Here is a 24,238-nt window from a genome sequence, read left to right as displayed (position 1 = left end):
GTGAGAGTTATATAAAATTAATGGATTGGCAAGCGACTCAAGCTAAAGAAAGATGGGAAAAAACCGGAAAATTGACAGTAGTCGTTCAAGACCAAGGCTCTATACACATAAGTAAACTCACGAAAAGCCATTATGAGAAATGGGCGGAACTCGGGCTATTGATATTCTTATTGCCCAGTTATTCACCGGAACTAAATCTTATTGAACCGGAGTGGCAAAGAGTCAAAGAAGATGAATTAGCAGCTGCTATGTTTGAGGATGAATATGACTTGATTAAGGCGGTAATAGGGGCAATTGAATGCCGACAAAAAAACCGAGGATTAAAGGTAGAAAGATTTAGATTTCCGTCAAAAATTAAAAACTTAAGTTGATGGGAAATCCGCCTTTTAGACATTAACCGTAAGTTTTCCCATACCGATGTACTAGACTATAGCGCCAAGCCTTATCCCATAGTAAGACAGAGCCTTCCGACCAGGAGGGGAGAATTACCCCTAGACTGGACGCGATCGCACCCCCCTTTCCTCCAGATTGTCTTTCTCCACAACCGATGTCCAACAAGGATTACAAAACTTCATACAGTGCCGTTTTCTTTTGTCCGACTACTTAGTAGGAACGAAGTAACCTTTCCTGCGCTCCTTATCGAGGTCGATTGATAAGGTAGGCAGTCGAGCCAGATGCAACGGATAAGGAGGGATGGTTCAAGAAGCAAAATGCCTAACCCGAAATAACGGGTAATGCCTGAAAAGGGATGGCGTAACTGCCAGGATATGCAGACGTGAACCGCAATGTGTTCTAGCTAGAGTCAGGAGTAGTGATGTATAAGCCTAAATCAGATTCACAACAGAATACTGAGGGATGGAAGGCTATCAATTGGCACACAGCCGAACGGTATGTCTTTAAGTTACAAAAGCGAATCTACGCTGCTTCACGTCGCGGAGATGTCAAGCGAGTTCGTAAACTCCAAAAGACGCTGATGAGGTCTTGGTCTAATAAGGTCTTATCGGTACGACGGGTAACACAAGATAATACTGGCAAGAAAACGGCAGGAGTGGACGGAATAAAATCCCTGTCCCCAGCAGCACGTTCTGAGCTAGCAAGTCAACTCAAATTAACCGGAAAATCCTATCCCACTCGTAGGATATGGATACCAAAACCTGGAAAAGATGAGAAGCGACCATTAGGAATACCCACAATGTACGACCGAGCCTTACAAGCAGTCATCAAGACGGCACTAGAACCGGAGTGGGAAGCGGTATTCGAGCCTAACTCCTACGGTTTTAGACCAGGGAGGTCAAGCCACGATGCAATTAGACAGATTAAGAACTGTCTACACTCAAAGGCGAAGTATGTACTAGATGCTGACATAGCCAAGTGTTTCGATTGCATCAACCATTTAAAGATGCTCTTTCCCCGCTATTGGCTAACATTGCCCTCCACGGATTGGAAGAGCGAATTAGAAAAGAATTTCCCGAAATGTCTCATACCATGAGGGAAACTTGGTTCCATAAAAAGGGAACTAATTTTAAAACACCTAATCTAATTCGATACGCCGACGATTTCGTTGTCCTTCATCAGGATAAGTCCGTTGTCCAAAGATGCCGAGACATAATATCGGAATGGTTAGCTGGCATTGGTCTGGAATTAAAACCTGAAAAGACGAGGCTAACTCATACGCTCCACCGGGAGTTAAGTGAGGATGGATTCGCTGGATTTGACTTTCTAGGTCATCACATCCAGCAATACCCGGCTGGTAAATATCGGAGCAACAGAAACGCTCAAGGTAGGATATTGGGTTTCAATACACTCATCACCCCATCAAAGAAGGCGAGTAAGGCACATCAGGAACAGGTCGGAAGAATCATCAGAAAACACAGGTCTTCACCCCAAGCGGCTCTGATTAAAGACCTTAACCCTGTAATAAGGGGATGGACTTCTTACTTCTCAAACTCCGATGCCCAAACATTTGGAGAACTATCCAAACAAGACCACCTAACATACCTGAAACTTCGTAGATGGGCAAAACGTCGTTGTGGAAACATCAACGATGGTCATACCAAATACTGGACAACCATAAATGGCAACAACTGGGTATTCGCAACCAAGAACAGGGGACGCGAACCCCTGCGGTTACTTTTACATAAGGAATTTAGCAGCAGTAGCACCACTTTTGTAAAGGTTAAAGGCGATAAAAGTCCAGTAGTAATACTCCCCTCGACCCTAACCAGGAAGACGAGTAAAGCGTGGTTTGTATCGTAATAGGAATGGCTCGATTGTAAATGCCGATTTAAATGGCAGTGCCAATATTTTAAGAAAAGTAGCCAGAAAGTTAGGCATTGACCTAAACCGACTGGGTAGACGGTGTTTGACTACCGTAGCGAGAGTTAGATTGTGGGAATTACCACAATCTACTCTGTCAGCAGAATCCCCGCGTATGCGAGACCGGGGAGTGTCAACATGCCTTAATTCGAGACTTCTGCCATTTCAATAACGCGCCCCTCTAAATCCTTGACTAAAAAATTCAACGGTTTTTGAGCGCGAACCTTATACTTGAGGCGTCGCATTTGTACCCGCATCAACACTTGTTCTAAGCAATCATGATCAAAGCAGACATGGCGGTGTCGATTTTTATTCCCATAGCTGGCACCGGAAATGACATGGAGTTGGGTATTTTTTTTAAGCTGATACCAAAGTCCCTCGGTTCCTTGGAGTTGAGTCGCACTCGTGGTTCCGGTATTGGTGGATAGATAGAGGGGATCGATCCCAGTTGCACCTAGGGTTTGCTCATAGTTGTAGTAGTAATGTAAGGGAACTTCCGCTGCGGACAATTCCAGCAAGCCTTCGTAAAACTGCCGTGCCACCTCCAAATCAGACACCATAATGGTATGTACTTTTGGCGCACTGGTGAGAAACATCCACATCGCCACCGCGTAAGCTGCCAAGAGCATAACCATAATGCCTTGGGTGGAAAAAAGGCTATCTAATGGCAGAGACGGTAAAAAAGCACCCAAAGGCAGGAGCGGTAGTCGAAAGGCAATAATATCAACTGATAGAATCATTCTGACAAGCTATGTTGAGTTGATTTAAGTTTGACGAATCGGTTGTCCTGTTACAGGTTTATGATGAATACCATCTGATGTCCTATAGATGTTACTAGATGTTACTAATTTTAGCTAAGCTCAACGCGCTATGCTAATCCTTTGGGGTGTACAAGATACATACTAAGGATGATAGGCGTCAGCAACTCACCGTTAAATCCTTAACCAAAGGGAGAACACCTGCATTGGGGAGGCATCTGCTTGAGCGTTAACGCCGCGCATTCGGAATTCTAGCTAGAACGTAAAGACTGTGCATATTCCACATTTTTCTGAATCCAACCATCCGCTAGTCAAATCCCTGTTTCACTACAGCGATCGCGAACTGGTGACTCTGTTTCAGCGCTATCCGGAACAGGGAAAGTATTTCACGGCGATTTTTTGCCGCTATAGTCCGATTGTCTATACCTTAATTCGTCATTCGGCGCGATCGCCTGTGCAAGCTGACTACCTCTTTGCCCTTACTTGGCGTCATATTTTCTATGAATTGCGGGGAATGGATTTCATCAAAGAGGCGGCGAGTGAGTCCAATACCTTCCAAAGCTGGCTGATTAACATGACAGCCGTCTGCATCAATCAAGCGGAGTTACCCCCAGTGGAGTCTATTCACTATACCCTGCAAGCCGCACCACCGCCATTATGGTGTTACCTGGAGGCGGCATTAGAGCAGTTACCTGCGCTCATGCGGTTAATCATCATCATGGCGTTAACCTTTAAGTGGAGTGAAACCCGCATCGCCGCTTATTTACAAGCCGAAGGCGAAGCGATCGCACCCGCTCAAGTTAGACGTCAACTCCAGCAAGGGTATCAGCTATTAGAGGCAAACTTACCCGATGATATTCGCGAGATTTACTTACAGGAAGCGGCGGATCATGCCGATGGCAAGTCCGAATCCAACGCTGTCCCCGTTTAAACTAAAGTTAGAAATTCTTTATCCCGATCAAAAAATCTCCCGATCATGAACAGAGGATATCTCTCGGTGAAGGTGATTCGTCGCACAGCGATGGCTCTGATTTCTGGGGCGGTACTGCTGGCGAGTAACCCGGCTCAAAGTCAAACCGTCTCCAATGACATGGTGGCTGAGCGCAGTCGAAGCACCGAGGGTTTTGACTTACAAGAGCAATTGACGATTCCCTTGAATAGGAGCCTTCAACGGGAAGCTAGAAATGAGGCGGATGTACTTCTGCGGTTAGGAGGCGAGGCAAAGCGTCAAGAAAATTTGCAAAAAGCGATCGCCTATTGGCAACAGGCGTTGGATCTTTATCAAAAAATTGGCGATTTTGAAGGGCAGGGCTTAGCTTACAATTATATCGGTCTGACTTATGCTGATTTAGGACGCTTTTCCCAAGCCGAAGAGTCTCTGCGCCGTCGGTTAGGGGTTGCTCGTTTCCTCCAAGATTTTCAGGGACAAATTTATGCCTTGAATAACGTCGGTACGGTGCTGCTGCAATCAAACAATCTCGACGCCGCTCAAGAAAGCTTTACTGAAGCCCTAACCATTGCTCGCACGGTGGGCGATCGCGAAGGGGAAGGACTTAGTTTAAGCAACCTGGGTTTAGTCGCCGCTAGTGGGGGTGATTATTTAGAGGCGATTAAACAGTATAAAGCGGCGATAACCTTGCGGCGGCGCTTGGGTGATCCCTTGGGAGAAGCCAATACCCGTAATAATTTAGGCGATGCCTATTTCGCGATCGCCTCCTACAAAGATGCAATTGGCTCCTATCGCTATACCTTACAACTGGCACAAGATAGCCAGGATATTTCCAATCAGTTTCGCGCCCTGCGGGGATTGGCGAAATCCTATAGCATCATTGGTCCAGATTTGCTGGCGATTCGATACCTGAATCAGCATCTCGCCTTAGCCCAAGAACAGGAAAGCTTAAGCAGAGAACTCGTTACACTACGGTTATTTGCCGAATTTTACCTCGCCAGAGGCAATGTAGTGAAAGCGAAGCAATTTTACGAACAAGCGATCGCTCTCGCCAATGCGATCGGCGAAACTCAGCAAGAAGCCTTATTACGGAATGAATTAGCCCAAATCCTTTATGACAGAGGGGATTGAACTTCTATCTTCCTCCTTCTATCTTTCTCAACGCCGAGCAACAAGCTTGGTGTTGAGCATCTACAATAATTTATTTGTTAACTCCCCAGGCCGGATTCGAACCAGCGACCAATCGGTTAACAGCCGACCGCTCTACCACTGAGCTACTGAGGATCATGACTTCAACGCTTGCCACGATTACTAATCTTACCCACTAAAGGGATGATTTGGCAAGTCCTCTGGCAAAATTTTTTTGAGAGCATCCGCTGTTACGCCTTTGGTTTTCCAGCTATACCTGTAATTTCTCGGCATAAAAAATGCTGAAACCCCTTTTGTTAAAGCATTTCAGCTAATACTGTTTCTTGGCTTCATTGCCGATGTGTCAAGCAGCGCGATCGCGTATCTATACTCAATCGAGATCAACTCCCCCTGTTTTGATCGGGGACAAGGCAGAGGACAAAGGCTCCAAGACACGAGGAAACCGTAGTGCGATCGTCTCGCTCGCTAAGTGACAGCGTTAACCCGCCAGGAATTCATACCAAGTTGTGTTCAAAGGTAGCAGATAGAGTAGATGGGGAGATCCAGATATAGTGTTTTCTTGCTCATTCATGAAATCCAATACCAGTTTCTCCTGACACAAAAAACCGACGCATCTCTCTCCTGCTATTGCCTATTGCCTATTGCTTATTGCCTATTGCCTATTCCCTTTTTCCATATAAACTTAATCCAATTGTGCGATAATATTCAATACATCAGGAGGATGGTCAGCTAAAAAATCAGGATTGTATTGGTTTAATACACTGAACGAATTAAATCCCCAAGTTACGGCTATCACCTTCATGTCAATCTTCTTAGCTGCGGAGATATCTCGCGTTTCATCTCCTATATACATAAGAGAGTTAGATTGAAAGTAGTGATATTTAATCAAGTTTATTAAAGCGCGTGATTTACCAAAAATTGAAGGTTCTGAACAAACAAAACTAAAAAAACAGTCTAAACCATGTATTTTCAAGAATTCTCTAACATTCTCTTCGCTGTTTGAAGTTAAGATACCGATAATTTTCCCTTGATTCTTCAACTCCTTTAACAAATCAGGGATTCCAGCAACAGGCTTTAAAAATTCAATATCCTGATGCAATTCTGATTGAATCCGCTTCAGCAAAAAAGGAATCTTGAATAATGGAACTCCTGATTCTTTAATAATCTGGCGAGCGCTTAAATTTCTAACTCTCTCAATATCTGATGGCATTAACGGTTTATATCCAAAGTCGTCCGCTAAACGATTCGCGATCCGGACGATCGCGTTGAAAGTATCCGCTAAAGTGCCATCAAAATCAAAAACAATGACTTTTATACTCATGAGTTGGCTCCGACAATTGACAATAACCGAAATGTCAACAGATGCCTCAAAATTTATCTAGACATCCTGCTGAAACACCAACGTCGGAACATCTCAGTTTCTTGTCCAAGATTTTTCCGAATTCCGTAAGCGTAGGATCTATAGTGCAGGGAAAGATGAAAAACTTGACATGAAAGCATGAAAACCAAGTAAAATCCGGGTTGTAGGGATAAACACTGGGGCAGATAGCCTGATCACTACAGCCACTGGCACTGGCAGAATGACTGTATGATAAACGTTAATGGCTGAAAAACTCAAATGTTTCAGAAATTTACTGAAGTCCTAAATTATATTGCTAGTCATCCAGACAACTTTAGGGAAGCCCTAGGGCAACATCTGCTATTGGTACTCGTGCCACTGACAATCAGCTTAGTGCTGGGTTTACCGTTAGGGCTGCTGAGTGCGCGATCGCGAACCGCCTCAACTGTCTTGATTAATACTGTCAATGGCTTACGAGTTATTCCCAGTTTAGCTATTTTATTTGTTGCCATTCCCTATTTGGGGCTTAGCTTCAAATCGGCGGCGGTAGCGTTGACGCTTTTAGCACTACCACCAATTTTGATCAGCACAGATGTCGCCTTTCGCAATATTGAACCCACTATCATCGAAGCCGCAAAAGGGATGGGGATGTCTCCCCGGCAAATTCTGCAACAAATCGAAATCCCCTTAGTCTTACCCGTGATCATTGCTGGGATTAAAACCGCGACAGTCGAGGTGATTGCCAGTGCGACTCTAGCTGCTTTTATTGGTGCAGGGGGATTGGGCAGTTTTATCGTGTTGGGATTTGCACTTTATGATCAAAGTATTCTATTAGTTGGTGCCATTCCGGTGGCAATATTGGCATTAGTCGCAGAGGTGGGTTTGAGTACTCTACAACGATTAACATCTTTCCACAGGGTGTAAAGCCACCTATTCGGTAAACCCATTCGGAATAGCAGGAAGCGAGATGCTCCCCCTAGCTGATCATAAATTGGAGAAGTACGAGCATCTTGCTCGCTACGGGTTTTAAACAGTACCAATCCCCAATCAACCATCACTCATCAGCTTGATTTTTCGTTGCGGATTAGATAACCACTGTAATCCTAGCAAGATACCATTTAAAGCAAACGCCAAAATCGCCACAGTAATTGCCCCCGCCCAAATTTTATCGTAGCGACTCTGAGAAACCCCATCAAAAAGGAGAATTCCTAATCCTCCCGCCCCAAATTTAGCACCAATTGTGGAGATCGCGATCGCGACAATGGTTGCCAAACGGATTCCGGCTATACCAATGGGTAAAATTAGGGGAACTTGTACCCACCACCAGCGTTGCCAAGCATTCATTCCCATCCCGCGTGCGGCTTCTAAAATTTTCGGATCAATCGATTGTAAAGCGACTAAAAAATTTCGCACCAGAATCACTTGGGTATAGAGAATCATCGCTACTACTACCGATTGACGATTCAAGCCCAAAAGTGGTACAAGCAGAATAATTAGCGCCAAACTGGGTATGGTGTAGAGGATACCCAGAATTCCTAAAATGGGGATATTCAGCCAACGGTAGCGCGTGATCAGTACTGATAAGGGAAGCGCGATCGCCACAGCAATCAGTACGGCTAAACTCGTCATCTGAAGATGTTCGAGCGTTAATTGAATAATATCTTCAGGATTGTTAATAATATAGTTCATCAGGAGTCAGACAAAATTAAAGTGGATGGTTGAGATTAGGGAACAGGGAACACCTCGGCTTCGCTCGGTGTGTAACAGGGAACAGGAAGCAGCAAAGGACTTATGAGTTTGTATAATCTTTAACCAAATTGATGTCCAGGTATTTAGTGCAAAGTTCAATAACTGTTAAATTGGCAGACTACACTAAAGTTATCACTTCAGCCTAAAATGCAATTGGATTCAATGGAAGATAAGCATGTGCCGATTACTGGGCTACCTGGGTTCCCCTGTCCAACTCAATCACCTTTTGTATAAACCTGAACGTTCTCTGGTTGTCCAGAGTTACTTACCCCAGGAGATGACATCGGGGGTTGTCAATGCGGATGGATTGGGCATTGGCTGGTATCACTCCACCCAGGATGTTAATCCATTTACCTACAAAAATACGCTACCCATCTGGAACGATACGAATCTACCGGAATTGAGCCGTTATGTGCAATCCGACTGTGTACTGGCGTATGTTCGTAGTGCGACGCCCGGTCAAGCTTTAGACATGGGAAACTGTCAACCCTTTCGTCGCGATCGCATCTTATTCATTCACAATGGTTTTATCGAACGGTTCCGTCAAACGCTCTATCGACCGATTCGCGATCGCCTGAGTGATGAAATTTACCAGTCAATTCACGGTACGACTGATTCTGAGCATATTTTTGCCCTCCTTGTCAATGAAGTGCAAACGATTCCCGATGCTTCCTTAGAGAAAGCCTTATCCCAAACCCTGATCCAGTTGACAACATTAGCCGAATCCTACCACGTCAACTTTTCTGCCAATGTGATTATCAGTGATGGGCATAGCCTCGCTGCTAGTCGCTACGCATCGGGTAGCAGTGCGCCCACCCTATACTGGGTAAGGGATGAACTCAATTACTCTAACGCTGTCCTCATTGCCTCTGAACCCTTATTTGCGGGGAATTGGCACAGTTGCCCAACCAATAGCCTGCTGGTAGTTAAAAAGGATTTGGACGTTCGCATCAATCAATTCTAAAGAACTGATAATGTTATGGAACTTGCCCCATTCCAGAGGATGCCGAGGCACCGCCGTCTCAATGCCGTTGCAGTTTGTGTTATTCTAATAAATACCTACCATCTCATTTTTCTCAACCCAGCGCTCTCTCACGCTCGGGTTTTCTTAGATATCTAACTAAGTTGAATAGGCATAGCTTGAGTTCTATAGCCTAGCTCTTAAGATTAGTTTGAGATAAGTTTAGGGTATTTTTTTCAGGCTTCACTATCTTTTAACAGGATTGCGGAATTCCGTTAGCTGGAAGGATTCCGGCATTCTCGATACCTGCACTTATCGCCTCATACCCTAGGTTTATTCATTAATCTCACCGTGCCGAAGACAACTCCTGATTAGCTACGCCAATCGGGAAATTGACCCTGAAGACAGGCAGCGATTTCATCGTTCCAGTCGTCTTCTATTTGTGTAATCCACGCCTCAAACTTATCCTCAGTTTTTGAGTTGAACATTTTGTACCGTAGTTTTAACGACAATTTATCTCCGTTCCGAGATTGGTTATGAGAGAGTTGGTAATAAGTCATTATTAATCTTCCGATAATTATTAATTAACGACAAGTCACGGATTTTCTAAACTTCTTTTAACAAATATATTGAATTGTAAAGAAAAGATCTAGGCATTGGGTAACACAACCCAGGTGATGATTGGCGAGAAGATGGGTGATACTGTATGGTCTGGATAAGTAATTTCAATGAAACGTAAGCGTGACTAGACAGAATCCCTTTGGTGAGCGAGGTCACAAATTTCACCTCTGCCTCTCTACCCAATCCATCGGAAACTTTTTTGATCAACTGGATCTACTGAAATGTAAAATCGGTAGATCAGTGGGATGAGATCCTAGAAAGCAGTTAACGGCAGTTAACGGAGTTTTGAACCAAATGGAACAACATCAGAAATCAACGGTTGTAATTACGGGTGCCTCATCAGGGGTGGGTTTGTATGCTGCCAAAGCCCTGGCGCAACGGGGAAACTGGCACGTCGTTATGGCTTGTCGGAATTTAGAGAAAGCCCAAAACGCTGCCCAAGAGGTGGGGATGCCCGAGGACAGCTACACAATTATGCATATCGACTTGGGTAGCTTAGAGAGTGTGCGCCAGTTTGTGACTAAATTCCGCGAAAGCGGCAAATCCTTAGATGCCTTGGTGTGCAACGCTGCCATTTATATGCCCTTACTCAAGGAACCTCTGCGATCGCCAGAAGGTTATGAATTAAGCGTTGCCACAAATCACCTGGGACATTTTCTCTTGTCTCATCTGATGCTAGAGGATTTGAAGCATTCCTCGGCTGAGTCTCCCCGGCTGGTTATTTTAGGAACGGTGACTCACAATCCCGATGAATTGGGTGGGAAGATTCCACCGCGTCCAGATTTAGGGCAACTCAAGGGGTTTGAAGCAGGATTCAAAGAGCCTCACTCGATGATTGATGGCAAAAAGTTTGAACCCGTCAAAGCTTACAAAGACAGCAAAGTCTGTAATGTCCTGACTATGCGAGAACTGCATCGGCGCTATCACGAGTCAACTGGTATCGTCTTCAGTTCGCTGTATCCAGGATGTGTGGCGGATACACCCCTGTTCCGCAATCACTATCCCTTGTTTCAGAAACTCTTTCCCCTGTTCCAGAAACACATCACAGGTGGGTATGTGTCGCAGGAGTTGGCAGGTGAACGGGTTGCTGCTGTCGTTGCCGATCCTGAATATAGCCAATCTGGTGTCTATTGGAGTTGGGGAAACCGACAGAAGAAAAATGGCAAATCCTTTGTGCAAAAGGTTTCTCCCCAAGCCCGCGATGATGAAAAAGGAGAGCGGATGTGGGAGTTGAGTACCAAGTTAGTAGGAGTTGCTTGATGGGAGACTAAGCGGTCACGCATTTAAATTGGGAATAGGTAGCGAGCAAGATGCAAAGCCTGCGGCATGGCTTCGCTAAAGCCTGCGGCATGGCTTCGCTAAACGCCCTACAAGGATTTCGCCATTATTGACATTAAGGTTGAAATACCAAACAGCTTAGGTGTCAACGTTCGTCCCAATTACTCCATATATTCAACAACCCCACGCTACTGACGTGGAGCGTGGGGATTGCAAGACAAATTGCATTTTAAACCGTTGAATACCGCGTAGAGTCTCAGTTTGGTACAGACATCCGGATACTTCCCTAGTCCGGATTACCTCTAAAACCTTTTGTCGGGTTGTTGTTAGAGACGCGCCATGGCGCGTCTGTACAAGACATCTTAACTGAGATGGCGGGAAGGGACTACACACTCTTACTCGGAGGTTTATCACCATGTTGCGAGTACCAGTTTTATCGAAATCGGGTAAGCCATTAATGCCCACAAAACCTAGCCGTGCTAGACGTTGGCTTAAAGAAGGTAAAGCCAAAGTATTGTATAAGTACTTAGAATGTTTTGCTATTCAGCTAACATTTGAAACGGAAGAAAATACTCAGTAGTTACGGGTAGTCAAAGAGTTGTTCAAGCTATTCCCAATTAGTGCCATCCATTATGAATTAGTTATGGCGGATGTAGACAAGACTAGCGGACGTCAATCGGCTCGGTCTGGCGTTGGCTTTTCTCCAGTCATGGTAGGTCAGAGACAAATGCTAACTTGGTTATCTGAGTTAGCCCCTATTATCACCCATAAAGGATGGCAGAGAGATGGTAACGGAACCAGTCAACTTAGGCAATGGTTAGGATTAGCCAAAGACAAAAAGAACAAGGGCCATCAGACGCCTGCAACCCATGCCGTTGACGGTGTAACCTTAGCCGCGTTCGAGTTCATTCAATGGCAGGAATGGCATTCCGATCATGCTAAACATGGTAGCTGGATAGGTGATGTTCAAGTTACCCCCGCGCCGTTTGCGGTAATCCGTAGACCACCCGTTAGTCGTAGACAATTGCATCTATGTGTTCCCTCTAAAGGTGGACTACGGCGTAAGTATGGCGGCACAGTCACCCGTCATGGGTTTAGAAAAGGTGACAAACTTATAGCCGAAAAAGCTGGAAAAACTTACATCGGTTGGTGTTCTGGAGACACCGGTAAACTGGTTTTGGTTAGTGATATTAACTGGAAACGTTTAGGACAATTTAGGGTCAAAAAAGTCCAGTTGTTGCAGCGAAGCACGGGGTTAATTGTCGTGCCGGCAACTGGACCCTTCAAACCTCACCGCATCGAGCGGCGCGGTTTGACCTCTATCCCTCTCCACCCTGCTTCGCTGAGGGTGGAGTCTCACGAGAAATACGATGAGTCGGGGTGATTCATGAATTGCCCCGACTATCTGGAAAAAATCGGTCAGTCTTTAGATATAAAACATTAAGAAATATTAACAATTGTCAACTTCTGACTGTTCTCTATTCCCCGTTTCCTGTTGCTTTGTCCATGTCCTGACGACTTAATCGAAGAAATAATACAGTGTATTACGAAATCGTTGACAATTATTGTATCCTTTTCTACCATAGTTAATATTCCTTCTAAAGAAGGTTACTTGGATGTATTACAGCAAGGGAATTTACTTTTACAAGCAGAAAAAATTCCATTGCTGTGGACGATTGATGTTGACGATATTTAGATAGGGCGCATTTACCCAACAAGCCGTTAGGTTGTTCAAACTTTGTGTTTTTAATCTAGACAAAGTTTTGTAGAACGGCAAAATCTGTTTGAGTGGAGCAATTCGTTGAACAAAATAGCTCGACACGAACAGATAGTGGTAAGTGAAACTTTAGTGATAGCAGATGGATGTTAGGGTGCATTTTCAAATTCAAGTGACGTGTTTGATAAGGGTCTTTATTTAATCAACGCCACTGATAGATAAGAATGCGCGATCGCTTTTAATTCTTGTTCAACAAGAGAGGGCGATCGCTTTTTTTTGTCAAACTACCAGAATTGGAGGTAAAGTTGCGATCGCGTAATTCATGAACTCTGTTGTTAAAACATTACTGTAGGGGCGGGTTTAGGGACTAAAGTCATCTATGCACCGATAACGGAACAACAAAACCCGCCCTTTCTCACCGATAACGGAAATATAGCAACCGCCACAACGGTTAGGACACTAAACTTGCCTCAAAAAAATACACGGCATTCATTTTATGTCCTAATGACCCTAGCGACTGCTATAACCCTAATTAGAGCAGGACATTGTGTTACACAAACAATCCAAAATGATATAACTCCAGTATTCAGCCAACTATACTTTCTACCCATGAGAAAAATTGTTGTCGGCGTGATGGGACCCGGTAAAGGGGCTACCGCCACCGACTTAGAACGAGCTTATGAATTGGGACAACGTATCGCCCAGCAGGGATGGGTACTGCTGACAGGTGGTAGAAATGCTGGAGTAATGAATGCAGCAAGTCAAGGTGCAAAAGCAGCAAATGGCTTAACCGTGGGCATCTTACCCAGCAGCGATACTCAGAATATGTCCGATGCTGTGGATATTGCGATCGCGACAGATATGGGAAGTGGACGAAATAATATTAACGTTCTCTCCAGTGATGTAGTGATTGCTTGTGGTATTGGTGCAGGAACCGCCTCTGAAATCGCTCTTGCCCTCAAGGGTGGTAAACCTGTGGTATTATTGTCCGACCATCACGAAAGTCAACAGTTTTTTACCAGCCTGTCGCCGGAGACAGTTTTTGTAGCAGCCACCCCAGCCGATGCCATTGATATTGTGCAAGCGATTGTCCAGGAAAACCGCTAACTGTCCCCCTTTGACTCAACCGGGCTAGAGGCGCGATCGCGTCTAACCTGTTTCGCCACGGGTAGAATATCCCAAACCTAATCATAGACTTAAGGCGATGGCTACCCCTCACAGAAACAATGCTATTGTTAATAGTTATTACAACAAGCGTTAATCCCTTGATATAGTAATACTTAACCTAAGGAATACATCTAAAGTCTCGGTTCGTTTTAAGCTAGAACACAGTATTTGAGAGGATAGAACACAATATGGCCTACGCACTTCCTGATTTACCTTACGCTTACAACGCGCTGGAGCCTTACATCTCAGCTAAAACGCTAGAGTTTCATCACGACAAGCACCACGCGAAGTACGTCACTAAATTCAACGACATGTCCCAATCCGCTGGTATGGGTGACAAGTCCATCGAGGAAGTCATTAAGGCTAGCTACAATGATTCGTCCAAGTCAGGGCTTTTCAATAATGCTGCCCAAGCTTGGAACCACACCTTCTTCTGGAACTCCATGAAGTCAGGTGGTGGCGGTGCGCCCAGTGGTGCAGTCGCTGACAAAATCAACTCTGATTTAGGCGGCTACGATAAGTTCAAGGAAGAATTCAAGAACGCCGCTACAAGCCAATTTGGTAGTGGCTGGGCGTGGCTAGTCCTCGATAATGGCACGCTCAAAGTAGTTAACACTGCCAATGCTGTCAACCCCATTGCTTTGGGAATGACGCCGTTGTTAACCTGTGATGTGTGGGAACACGCCTACTATCTTGATTATCAAAACAAGCGTCCTGATTTTGTGGAAGCGTTTCTCAACAATCTGATTAACTGGGACTTTGTGAATCAGCAAATGGCTGCCGCTTAAGGATAATCCAGTGAAGTTGTCACGTCAGTAACAGTGACTAGCCCCGCCTGATCTGGATATCAGACGGGGCTTTTGGTAGTTTGAGTCCTTGATGTGCGATCGCGCCTATACAGAAAATGAACAGTAAAGACTTAGCCCAATACATTGAAGCGACAGACGGGATTGCCAAGCCTTGGCTGTTAGTGCAATTGCGTTTACGAAAACTCCAAGAGCGTAAAACAACCATGACACCAGATGCCTATACTCGTGAGCTAGCTGAGATTCATCAGGATTTGATGAATCTGGGTGAGTGGTGGCATGGTATTGAAGCAGAGGTGTTTGGCTAATACTATTCAGATAAACTTTAATTTCCGGTGCCTGTACTTTCCCTACTCCCCCAGCTTCCAGACGCGCCATGGCACGTCTCTAAATTGCTCCCCATCTTCCCCTGCTCCCAAAGCACATCTTTGGCTAATTGCAATCAGGTGATCCGCCTCACACGGGTTGCCTCAAAGCATCACGTTGAGCGAAAAAACGTCATCACAACCTTTTTCGCTATTTTTATTACATTAGAAGTATCGAGTTTGAGAATTTTTCGCTATACCTGTCCTAGGCGTGAAAATCACCGCTTTTGAGCCAAGACGGATTAATGGCAAAGGATAGGATTACTCAACTCTCAGAGAGATTTATCATTATAGTCAACTACTAACTCATAAACTTCGATTGTCCTAACCAGTCCCCTTGAGGTAACCCTCCATGTTTGACACAACCCAAATACTCATCGACAACTTTGTGGATCGGATTCGGGAAGGCTACAGCCGAACTTACGGTGGCTGGAAGTCTGACTACGCTGACATTATCGGCTGGGCGGGCGGCATGGCATTAGAAAATATTGCCAATAGTGACGCTCTCTACCACAATGTTGAACACACCATTTTAGTCACCTTAGTCGGACAGGAAATTCTGCGCGGTAAACATATCCGTGAAGGAGGCATTTCCTGTGAAGACTGGATGCATGCGATTATCTCCTTACTCTGCCATGATATTGGTTACGTTAAAGGAGTCTGCCGACAAGACCGCTTAAGTGAAAACCGCTATGCCACAGGCGTAGATGGGGACAAGGTGAGTTTACCACCAGGGGCGACAGATGCCAGCCTCACCCCCTATCACGTTGATCGCGGTAAGCTGTTTATTGAAGAACGGTTTGGTGGCAATTTACTGATTGACGCTGAAGAAATTAAGCGGAATATTGAACTCACTCGTTTTCCCGTACCCAGTGATCAAGATCACCTAGACACAAGTAACTGTCCCGGTTTAGTAAGGTCTGCCGATTTAATTGGTCAACTCAGTGATCCGCGCTACTTGAAAAAAATTAGTGCCTTGTACTACGAGTTTGAAGAAACGGGTGTGAATAAAGCCTTAGGCTATAGCCATCCAGGGGATTTGCGCCAAAACTATTCCAAGTTTTACTGGAGTGGGGTGTATCCCTACATTAAGGACTCATTGCGCTACTTAGAGTTGACGCTAGAGGGTAAGCAAATTGTGGCGAACCTTTATGCCAATGTGTTTGTGGTTGAACATGAACACCCCTCTCTCCATGCAACCATTAGCGCCGCTTAAAAGACGGTAGGGGTACGACATGTCGTACCCCTGTCGTACCCCTACAAATGGTTCAACGGGAAAGCCTGGGTAAGTCTTGATATCCGAGTGTCTTCGTTACATAAAACCAACGATAAGGTTTCAGGTTTTGACAGCAAGCCCTAATTCGCGATCGCTGTTCGAGTCGCATTCAGGTTCTTTTGTTATAGTTGTGGATATTAGAAATAAATCTATCTCAAGTTAGATGTATGAACCGCGTCCCGGCTTTGACAATGGCTTTATTTCCTATGGAAGAGCCGATAGTAAAGCCTTTGCCATAAAGCTCTATCAACACCTGACTGAGTACGGCTTAAAAATTTGGTTTGACTTTGAAAATATTCCTCTGGGCGTAGATTTTCAAAACCAAATTGATGATGGGATTGAGAAGGCGGATAACTTCCTGTTCATCATTGCTCCCCATTCGATCAACTCCGCCTACTGCCGTAAAGAAATCGAACTGGCAATTAAGTACCACAAGCGGATTATCCCGTTGCTGCACGTCGAACAGATTAGTCGTGATACCTGGCAACAACGGAATCCCCAAGGAACGGATGCTGACTGGGATGCTTACCAAGCAAAGGGACTGCATTCCAGCTTTCCCAATATGCATCCGGCAATTGGCAAAATTAATTGGGTGTATTTTCGTGAGGGAATTGACGACTTTGAGCAGTCGTTCTCCGGATTACTAGAACTATTCGCAAGGCACAAGGATTACGTACATCAGCACACGTATTTCTTAGATAAAGCCCTAGCCTGGGAACGGCAGCACAAGAGATCACAAGATTTACTCATTGGTGAGGAACGAAAGCAAGCCGAAGCATGGCTGAAGGTGCGCTTTAAAGACGAGCAGCCCCCCTGTACTCCCACAGATTTACACTGTGAGTTTATCAGCGAAAGTATCAAAAATGCTTATAACCTGATGACTCAGGTGTTCCTCTCCTATGCCTACGAAAATGAGGCAGTGATGCGGCAGATTCGCACCAGTCTGTGGCGTGCAGGATTTACAGTTTGGACGAATACCGCTGATATTCAAACAGGGGAAACCTTTGAGGCAGCGATTAAGCAGGGTGTAGCCCAAGCAGATAACTTAGTCTATTTGCTCTCACCTGACTCCTTGAACTCCACCTACTGTCAGCAAGAATTAAACTATGCTTTAGCGCTGAATAAGCGGATTATCCCTGTGCTGGTGAGTCCTGTTGAGCCGGAGCAAATCCCGCCAGAATTGCGCTCGTTACATTATATTGATCTGACTGATAATCTACACGAAGAAGATTACCGTCTTGATGAAAGCCAACTGATCAACATACTGGATCACGAGGCAGTATACTACCACGAGCATAAGATTTTCTTAGCTAAGGCGCTCAAGTGGCAGCAGCAGAACCGCAACCCCAGTATTTTACTGCGGGGGTATAATCTGCGCCGTGCTGAAGCTTGGTTGCAGGTGGCGAAAAAGAGGACTCAACATCAGCCAACAGCTTGGCACGAAGAATTTATCACTGAAAGTCTGCGACAGCCGCCGGAAGTGTCCCATGATGTGTTTATTTCCTATTCTGATGCTGACTCAGACTTTGTGCGTAAGCTGAATGATGCGTTGCAGATGCAGGGTAAAACGACGTGGTTTGACCAGGAAAGTATTTCTACCCAAGCGGACTTGCCCCAGGATAGAGCTTCAGGAAGTGACAGCATTGCCTTGCAGCTAGTCATTGATCAGGGTATTGAACGGGTTAAGGGTATTGAACGAGCTAATACAATTGTCGCGGTGATTTCTCTTCCTTTTGTTAACGATGCTGATGTGGCTAAGGAGTTAGCTTATGCCCAGACGCTGAATAAACGAACGGTTGCCATCTTGCATCAAGAAACAGCCACAGCCGAACTTCCCTTGGCTTTAGAGAACGCCCACTGGATTGATTTCCGTAAACACGGCGGTGAATTTTTACCCAATTTTGGCGAATTAATCCGGACGCTAGATAGTGATCCGGACTATACACGCACTCACACTCGGCTGCTGGTGAAGGCGATGGAGTGGACACAAAAGGGACAGGATGATAGCTTTTTGCTGCGAGGGAAAGATTTAGTCGCCTCTAAGCAATGGTTACAGGAATCAGCCGACAAGCAACCGAAGCCCACGGCGCTACAACTAGACTATATTAAAGCTAGCCGAGAACTGCCCTATCGCAAAATTAAGCGGCGTTCGGTGGTGTTGACGAGTGCTTTCGTTTCGGTGCTGGTGGTTGTGGCTCGGTTTTTGGGTGGGATGGAGTCGGCTGAACTGAGAGTCTATGATCAGTTAATGCGGTTACGTCCCAGTGAACCTCAAGATCAGCGTTTTTTAATCGTCGAGGTGGATGCTGCCAGTAGTGAGGCACTCCGGCAAGACATAATTGAGGGGCGTTATCAGCCGGGAATTGGCACAATCCCTGACAAAGCTTTAGATGAGGTTTTAGCTAAGTTATCGGCACATCAACCCCGACTGATTGGCTTAGATTTTTACCGAGATTTTCAGGCACAGCCAGAGTTAGCGAAACGTTTCCGGCAAACGCAGAACCTGATTGCGCTTTGTAAAGCGAGTTATGACGATGAACAGGGCAATCCGAGACCGGGTATTCCTCCCCCCAGTGAAGTTCCGATGGAGCGTATTGGATTTAATGATGCCTCTGAGGATGGTGAGATGATGTTGCGCCGTCACTTGCTCTTGCAGGAACCCGACCCAAGGTTTTGCAACACGCCAGAGGCATTGAACTTAGTTCTGGCTCGTAAGTATCTGGAAGCAGAAGGGATTTCTTATACCTCTCCCCTCAATAGTGAAGGGTACTATGTGCGAGATATGCAGTTTGGCGAGACGGCAATCCCGGAACTTTGGGGAAATGGTAGTCCTTACCTAGGTAGAAATGATCAACTAGAAAGTTATCAAACTTTACTCAATTACCGCGCCCACCAAGGTGACCCCAACAAGTTTGCGCCAACGGTTAGCCTAGAAGATGTTCTCAATGGCAAGGTATCTGCCGCAGACATTCAAGACCGGATTGTGATTATTGGTTACACGGACACGGCAGATATAAGGGCTGACCTTTGGAATACTCCTTACGGTAATATGCCGGGAGTGATGGTGCAAGCTCAGATGGCAAGCCAACTTATCAGTGCGGTATTAGATCAGCGTCCTTTAATTTGGTGGTTACCGCTTTGGGGCGAAACATTGTGGATTTTTGGCTGGTCTACCGTTGGAGGTTTGGTTATCTGGTTCTGTTCTCGCTCGTTGGCGCAAGGGGCTGCTGGTGCTGTGGGTACAGTGGTCGGTTTGTATGGTTTATGCTACCTGATTCTGGTCAGCCAAGGCGTTTGGGTGCCGTTGGTACCGTCGGCGATTGCCATCGTGGTGACTGGAGGCGGTGTGGGTTATCTGACCTATCGGCGGCGACAAGCTTAGACATCAATGCAGAGTTAGGAGTTAATGGAGATGAGCTGGTTATCACGCGATCGCAAAAGCGTCCTGATTTTGACCTTAAGTACAGTGCTGTTCCTGTCGGTGCTACCCTTCGACAATCCCCCAGCCCAGGCGCAATCGGTGGGAGAGCGGATTGTGAATTTGTTTCGCCGGGAGCGCAAACAAGGGAGGGCTTCGGGGCGAGCCCGGGGTACAGCGATGCGGGATGAATTCTGTGTCTCTGTGACTAGCCAGCCGTTAACGGCTCTAGTTTCGGCGGACAATTTGGGGACAACTGTTTCTGCCTATCCTACTCTTTGGTTTTACCTACCTTTGGATCATTCGGAGACGATTACAAAAGCAAGATTCGTGCTATTTGATGAAAATCAACGGCTTGTCCTCGACCAAACGATGGCGTTACCAGATGCGCCGGGGATTGTTAGCGTGAAATTGCCGGAGACTGAACCGCCTTTAGAAGTGGGCAAACGGTACAATTGGTTTTTCCAAGTCCTATGCGATGAGCAGGAACGCTCAAGAAACCCATGGGTTAGTGGTTGGGTGGAACGGGTGGAAGCGAGTTCTGAATTGGTTCGGCAGTTAGAAACTTTACCTGAATCTGAGCAATATCGGGCGTATTTAGACCATGGTATTTCTCAGGAAGCGCTGACGCAGTTAGCTTGGCATCGCTCTGTCCATGCAGAGCCTTGGATGAGTTTGTTGGGCTATTTTAAGCTAGAAGGCGTTGCTGATGCGGCTGTCACTCAACTTAATCCTTTAGCAGAAACAAGCTCGGATTAGTTAACCTGAGTTCGATTTCAGCCGTTCACGATGTCCTAACCTTAGTGGCAACCCCTATAATTTAAGAAGATTTATAAAAAAATAGGGCTTATGACTAAGAGTGACTTAAGGAAAATTGAACTGGCGATCAGTCAGCTTTCGGATGAAGATCTGGTAAAATTTAGGACTTGGTTTGCTGAATTTGATGCAATCAATTGGGATCGGCAATTTGAGACAGATGTTGCGGCGGGTAGGCTCGATGCACTAGCCGACAAAGCCTTACAAGATTTACGAAAAGGAAAATGTACTGATTTGTGAAACACCGCGCCACCCCCGATTTTTGGTATTATTATCGACAGCTACCCGCTGACATCCAAGACCTTGCCGATAGATGTTACAAGCTGCTCAAACAAGATCCTCGATATCCCTCACTACATTTGAAGAAAGTTGGTCGGTTTTGGTCGGTTAGAGTCGGTTTAAACTACAGAGCGATTGCAGTCAAGCAGGATAATGATCTAGTTTGGTTTTGGATCGGAACACACGCGGAATATGACAAGCTATTAGGCTCAAAATAGCGATCACCGAACCTAAGGCTCATCACTCAAAACCAACTGCCCACTAAGACATAGGCAGCCCAGAAGAGGGGGGCTTGGTAGTTGGCATCTTGTAACATCGCCTGCTGCGCTCGTCGTAGGGCTTCGGCGCGAGACACTCCCGGTTGTCCTAAGTGTTGGTAGAAGGCTTCGGTGAAGGTAACACTGGAGAGATCATCCAAACTCCAGAGAGACGCGATCGCACTTTTTGTTCCTGCCTGAATCGCGGCTCCGGCAATTCCCAGTACGGCTCGATTGCTGCCTGTGGCGGTGCGGCAGGCACTGAGCAGGAGGAGTTCAATCCCTTGGGTTGTGGTGGACTGTTGGCGGCGAAATAATTGGCTGAATTGGTTTAAGAGGATCTTCGTGTCAGCGGCGAGAATAAAGGTGTCTTCTGGTTTGTCGCCAAATTGACCGTGAGTGGCTAGGTGTACGATGTCGAAATGAGAGCGCTCTAGGCGTTGTTCTAATGCGGTTTCGGTGAAATCTTCGTCTCGGATGAAGGTAACGGGAATGCCTGCGGCTTTGATTTTGTCTAACTCGGGATTGGCATTGACTAACGTGGCGAAGTTACCCACCTGTGGCGGCGGTTCAGTTAGACTGGCGGCGAGTACATCCATCCGGTTTCGCTCTAGCCGATGGGAATCCCGCACTTCTAGCCCCATTAATAGGGCAGTGGCATAGGTTTGAACCAGATATTTTTCCCCGTCGTAAAGCGCTGCCATGGGAATGTTCCGCAGGGGTTCATCCAGGACAAAAATTAGGGTTTTAATCCCATGGCGTTCCAGGTAAGGGCGTGCTGGTTTGATTAACCAGTTGTAGAGGGTTTGCCCATCCTCTTTGATAGCTGGGTGGGTGAAAGGATCTTGGAGATTGCTGCGGAATCGTTTTACAGTGGTTTCCACCTTTTTCCGGGATAAGTCAAAGTCAGGGGAGCGATAATGAATCAGATTGGCTTCGTCCGGTAACTTGAGGATGACTTCGATGCGGTCTTCCAGTACAATCGGGTAAATAATGGCAGCCGTTGGGTCTTTTTCATCGACTACTTGGTCAACTTGTACCGTTGAATCCAAACAGGCGGATTGAAAGAAGTTTTCTAGTTCTGCCACCTGTAATGTCTCCATCACCTCACGGGCTTGTTTCAGGTTATCTTGGCTAGGTTCGCTGGTTCCGGACAGGAGTAAGTCTACGAGATCCCGATAGACGGGTTCAACTTCGTCTCGGAACGTAAATTTGATATCGGGGTTGGCAGCAACCAAGTCTCCTCGCAGGAGTTTCAGGGTTTTATAGGCGCTGGTGTAGGCGTTGGTGGCGGCTTGGAGTTGATGCTGTGCTTTTAAGAGTCGTCCCAGTTGCCACTGCCAGTGATAGGCGACTTCTGGGGTGTTTTTTGCCTGTGCCAAGGCTTGTCGGGTGAGGGTTTCGGCGTCCTGCCATTGTTGAGCGGTTTCGTAGAGGTGTCCCAGGTAGCCGAGGGCATAGGATTCGGCTACGGTGTCGTTGAGATATTGTGCCTGCTGTTGGGCGTGGGCGAGAATCTGGGCGATTTCTTGGGCAGATAGGGTGGATTTCAGTTGGGTTTGATGGTGGGTGAGGGTTTGGGCAAAGTGGATTTGGGCATAGATGGCGGGGCGAGTGGTGGGTAGGTTTTGGGCGAGTTCCTGGAGTTGGGGGATTAAGGTAGTGGCGGGTTGCCTTTGGTTGGTTTCCAGGAGTAGGTCGAGTTGATTGACAGATGCTTCAAATTGTGCATTGGGGGAAATGGCGCTGGCGGCGGCTTGTTGATAGTAGTCGATGGCTTGCTCATTCTGGTCTTGGGAACGAGCGGTGTTGCCTAAGCCGAGTAAGGCGGCGCTGATATCGGCGGGGGAGTTGAGGGTGCGGGCGATATCCAGGCTTTTCTGGAGTGTTTCTTGGGCGTCTTGGGGATGTCCGAGGGAGCGGTGTAGGTTGCCTAAGTTGGCGTAAGTGGCGGCTTTGAGAGGATTGTTGGGTTGGGTTGGTAAGGTGGTTTCGAGTTGCACTAGGGTGTTGCGGGCGCGACGGTATAGCCCTAAGGCTCGCAGGGCGAGGGCTTGGTTAATTTGGCTGCGAATGATGCCCGGTTCGTCGGGGATTTGGCGGTAGAGTTGGCTGGCGTGCTGCCAGGTTTTCAGGGCGGCTTCGGGTTGTCCTTGAGCCAGTTGCAGGGTGCCTTGGGTGTTGAAGGCTTGTGCCTGAACCCGGAGATGTTCTGGGGTATTGGCGGGGAGGGTGTCTAGGAGGGCGAAGCTTTGAGCCATGGCGTGATTGGCTTGATTCCATTCTGCCAATTCCTGATAGGCGAGTGCCAGGTTGCTGAATGTCATTGCCTGGTTGAGGGGTTCTCCTTGAGTTTGGTAGGCATTAGCGGCTTGTTGCCAAGCGTCTAGGGCGGCGGCAAATTGTCCAGCTTGATAGTAGGTTTTGCCTTGTTGGAAGAGGGTGAGGGCGTTGTTGGAGGTAGGGAAGGGGGGAGGATTCAAAGCCTCTCTCCTTGCAGGAGAGAGGTTTTCCAGATCCCGTGAGTCAAGGGAACGAGGGGGGTTGGGGGGAATCAGGGATGCTGGGGGAGAGGTTAAATGAGTTGTATTGGGTGTCAGTGTGTCTGTCTGGGGGACAATGGCGGTAGCGGGTGTCCAGTCTAGGTAGAATCTCAGCAGGGTGAGACTGAGACCCATGCCAACGTAGCACAGGAGTTTGTGCAGTTTTGGGCGGCGGGTTGGTTTGAATTTGGACATTTTATATCAAGTTGCCTTCCATCGAACAGGAGACGTTTCACCGTTGAACGGTAACGGTAAGGCGTTCGCGTTGAGCAGCAAACCAAAGACAAGCGAGGATGTCGGTTTGAGTCAGATAGGGAAAGTCTTCTAGAATTTCCTCTTGACTCATGTCGGATGCGAGGTATTCTAAAATATCGTAGACGGTGATTCGCATCCCTCGAATGCAGGGCTTACCGCCACGTTTTCCCGATTCTAAGGTGATGATGTCTTGGTAATTCATGGGTTTTGTCGGGTTTT

Annotated in this window: 20 protein-coding genes, 1 tRNA gene and 3 pseudogenes; 18 read left to right on the top strand and 6 right to left on the bottom strand. The window is 46.5% G+C overall.

What is annotated here, in order from left to right; all coding sequences use genetic code 11:
• The 4 genes and pseudogenes from RID53_RS10780 to RID53_RS10765 all read left to right on the top strand — a co-directional run.
• Window positions 1–371: transposase (locus RID53_RS10780; RefSeq protein ID WP_446388095.1), on the top strand; the 371-nt coding region annotated here is incomplete at its 5' end.
• 443 nt (window positions 372–814) lie between these two features.
• A pseudogene (locus RID53_RS10775) lies at window positions 815–1,674 on the top strand (reverse transcriptase N-terminal domain-containing protein); the annotation flags it as partial.
• A gap of 114 nt (window positions 1,675–1,788) precedes the next feature.
• Entirely contained in the window at window positions 1,789–2,256 is a 468-nt protein-coding gene (locus RID53_RS10770; RefSeq protein WP_446388096.1) for a group II intron maturase-specific domain-containing protein, read from the top strand.
• Window positions 2,225–2,488 (top strand): annotated as a pseudogene (locus tag RID53_RS10765) (RNA-guided endonuclease TnpB family protein); the annotation flags it as partial. The gene RID53_RS10770 and the pseudogene RID53_RS10765, both read left to right, overlap by 32 nt.
• Here RID53_RS10765 and RID53_RS10760 read toward each other — a convergent pair.
• A complete protein-coding gene (locus RID53_RS10760; protein ID WP_446348101.1) occupies window positions 2,460–3,056 on the bottom strand; it encodes a glyoxalase-like domain protein in 597 nt (198 codons plus the stop codon). The pseudogene RID53_RS10765 and the gene RID53_RS10760 overlap by 29 nt on opposite strands.
• 289 nt (window positions 3,057–3,345) lie before the next feature.
• Between RID53_RS10760 and RID53_RS10755 the strand changes: the two genes are divergently transcribed.
• Entirely contained in the window at window positions 3,346–4,005 is a 660-nt protein-coding gene (locus RID53_RS10755) for an RNA polymerase sigma factor (protein WP_446388094.1), read from the top strand.
• A 45-nt stretch (window positions 4,006–4,050) separates the two neighbouring features.
• Window positions 4,051–5,154 carry a tetratricopeptide repeat protein gene (locus tag RID53_RS10750; RefSeq protein ID WP_446388093.1) on the top strand — a complete coding sequence of 368 codons (1,104 nt, stop codon included), beginning with the start codon at window positions 4,051–4,053 and terminating at the stop codon, window positions 5,152–5,154.
• Between the two features lie 81 nt (window positions 5,155–5,235).
• On the opposite strand, the gene RID53_RS10745 is transcribed toward RID53_RS10750, so the two are convergent.
• Window positions 5,236–5,307 (bottom strand) — tRNA-Asn (locus tag RID53_RS10745).
• Window positions 5,308–5,854: 547 nt separating this feature from the next.
• Window positions 5,855–6,493, bottom strand: coding sequence for an HAD-IA family hydrolase (locus RID53_RS10740; protein WP_446388092.1), 639 nt, complete (start codon window positions 6,491–6,493; stop codon window positions 5,855–5,857).
• Between the two features lie 297 nt (window positions 6,494–6,790).
• On the opposite strand from RID53_RS10740, the gene RID53_RS10735 reads away from it, so the two are divergent.
• Window positions 6,791–7,435, top strand: coding sequence for an ABC transporter permease (locus tag RID53_RS10735; RefSeq protein WP_446388091.1), 645 nt, complete (start codon window positions 6,791–6,793; stop codon window positions 7,433–7,435).
• Window positions 7,436–7,558: 123 nt separating this feature from the next.
• On the opposite strand, the gene RID53_RS10730 is transcribed toward RID53_RS10735, so the two are convergent.
• Complete coding sequence (locus RID53_RS10730) at window positions 7,559–8,200, bottom strand: ABC transporter permease (RefSeq protein ID WP_446388090.1); 642 nt, start codon at window positions 8,198–8,200, stop codon at window positions 7,559–7,561.
• Between the two features lie 235 nt (window positions 8,201–8,435).
• Here RID53_RS10730 and egtC point away from each other — a divergent pair, with 235 nt between their 5' ends.
• The 11 genes and pseudogenes from egtC (at window position 8,436) to RID53_RS10675 (ending at window position 21,182) form a co-directional block, all read left to right on the top strand.
• On the top strand, window positions 8,436–9,224 hold the full coding sequence (gene egtC / locus RID53_RS10725) for an ergothioneine biosynthesis protein EgtC (RefSeq protein ID WP_446388089.1): 789 nt from the start codon (window positions 8,436–8,438) through the stop codon (window positions 9,222–9,224).
• Between the two features lie 912 nt (window positions 9,225–10,136).
• On the top strand, window positions 10,137–11,102 hold the full coding sequence (locus RID53_RS10720) for a protochlorophyllide reductase (RefSeq protein ID WP_446388088.1): 966 nt from the start codon (window positions 10,137–10,139) through the stop codon (window positions 11,100–11,102).
• A gap of 433 nt (window positions 11,103–11,535) precedes the next feature.
• Window positions 11,536–12,504, top strand: a pseudogene (locus RID53_RS10715) (RRXRR domain-containing protein).
• Between the two features lie 942 nt (window positions 12,505–13,446).
• On the top strand, window positions 13,447–13,944 hold the full coding sequence (locus RID53_RS10710) for a TIGR00725 family protein (RefSeq protein WP_446388087.1): 498 nt from the start codon (window positions 13,447–13,449) through the stop codon (window positions 13,942–13,944).
• A gap of 248 nt (window positions 13,945–14,192) precedes the next feature.
• Window positions 14,193–14,792 (top strand): superoxide dismutase, encoded by a 600-nt coding sequence (locus tag RID53_RS10705; RefSeq protein ID WP_446388086.1) that lies wholly within the window; start codon window positions 14,193–14,195, stop codon window positions 14,790–14,792.
• A 116-nt stretch (window positions 14,793–14,908) separates the two neighbouring features.
• Window positions 14,909–15,118 carry a hypothetical protein gene (locus tag RID53_RS10700; RefSeq protein ID WP_446379114.1) on the top strand — a complete coding sequence of 70 codons (210 nt, stop codon included), beginning with the start codon at window positions 14,909–14,911 and terminating at the stop codon, window positions 15,116–15,118.
• A 409-nt stretch (window positions 15,119–15,527) separates the two neighbouring features.
• Complete coding sequence (locus RID53_RS10695; RefSeq protein ID WP_446388085.1) at window positions 15,528–16,391, top strand: Npun_R2479 family HD domain-containing metalloprotein; 864 nt, start codon at window positions 15,528–15,530, stop codon at window positions 16,389–16,391.
• A gap of 223 nt (window positions 16,392–16,614) precedes the next feature.
• Window positions 16,615–19,833, top strand: coding sequence for a TIR domain-containing protein (locus RID53_RS10690; RefSeq protein WP_446388084.1), 3,219 nt, complete (start codon window positions 16,615–16,617; stop codon window positions 19,831–19,833).
• Window positions 19,834–19,863: 30 nt separating this feature from the next.
• Window positions 19,864–20,628 carry a DUF928 domain-containing protein gene (locus RID53_RS10685; protein WP_446388083.1) on the top strand — a complete coding sequence of 255 codons (765 nt, stop codon included), beginning with the start codon at window positions 19,864–19,866 and terminating at the stop codon, window positions 20,626–20,628.
• A 90-nt stretch (window positions 20,629–20,718) separates the two neighbouring features.
• On the top strand, window positions 20,719–20,925 hold the full coding sequence (locus RID53_RS10680; RefSeq protein WP_446388082.1) for a hypothetical protein: 207 nt from the start codon (window positions 20,719–20,721) through the stop codon (window positions 20,923–20,925).
• The gene (locus RID53_RS10675; RefSeq protein ID WP_446388081.1) at window positions 20,922–21,182 is read left to right on the top strand and encodes a ParE family toxin-like protein; all 261 of its coding nucleotides are present in this window, start codon (window positions 20,922–20,924) and stop codon (window positions 21,180–21,182) included. The genes RID53_RS10680 and RID53_RS10675 overlap by 4 nt, the downstream gene beginning before the upstream one ends.
• Before the next feature lie 26 nt (window positions 21,183–21,208).
• Here RID53_RS10675 and RID53_RS10670 read toward each other — a convergent pair whose 3' ends face one another.
• Together RID53_RS10670 and RID53_RS10665 are read right to left on the bottom strand one after the other, a co-directional pair.
• On the bottom strand, window positions 21,209–23,959 hold the full coding sequence (locus RID53_RS10670) for a CHAT domain-containing protein (RefSeq protein ID WP_446388080.1): 2,751 nt from the start codon (window positions 23,957–23,959) through the stop codon (window positions 21,209–21,211).
• A gap of 37 nt (window positions 23,960–23,996) precedes the next feature.
• On the bottom strand, window positions 23,997–24,221 hold the full coding sequence (locus RID53_RS10665; protein ID WP_446388079.1) for a DUF433 domain-containing protein: 225 nt from the start codon (window positions 24,219–24,221) through the stop codon (window positions 23,997–23,999).
• Between the last annotated feature and the right edge of the window lie 17 nt (window positions 24,222–24,238).

Source organism: Coleofasciculus sp. B1-GNL1-01, from assembly GCF_040220235.1.
Taxonomy (GTDB): Bacteria; Cyanobacteriota; Cyanobacteriia; order Cyanobacteriales; family Coleofasciculaceae; genus Coleofasciculus.
This window is presented reverse-complemented; position numbering and strand designations above follow the sequence as displayed.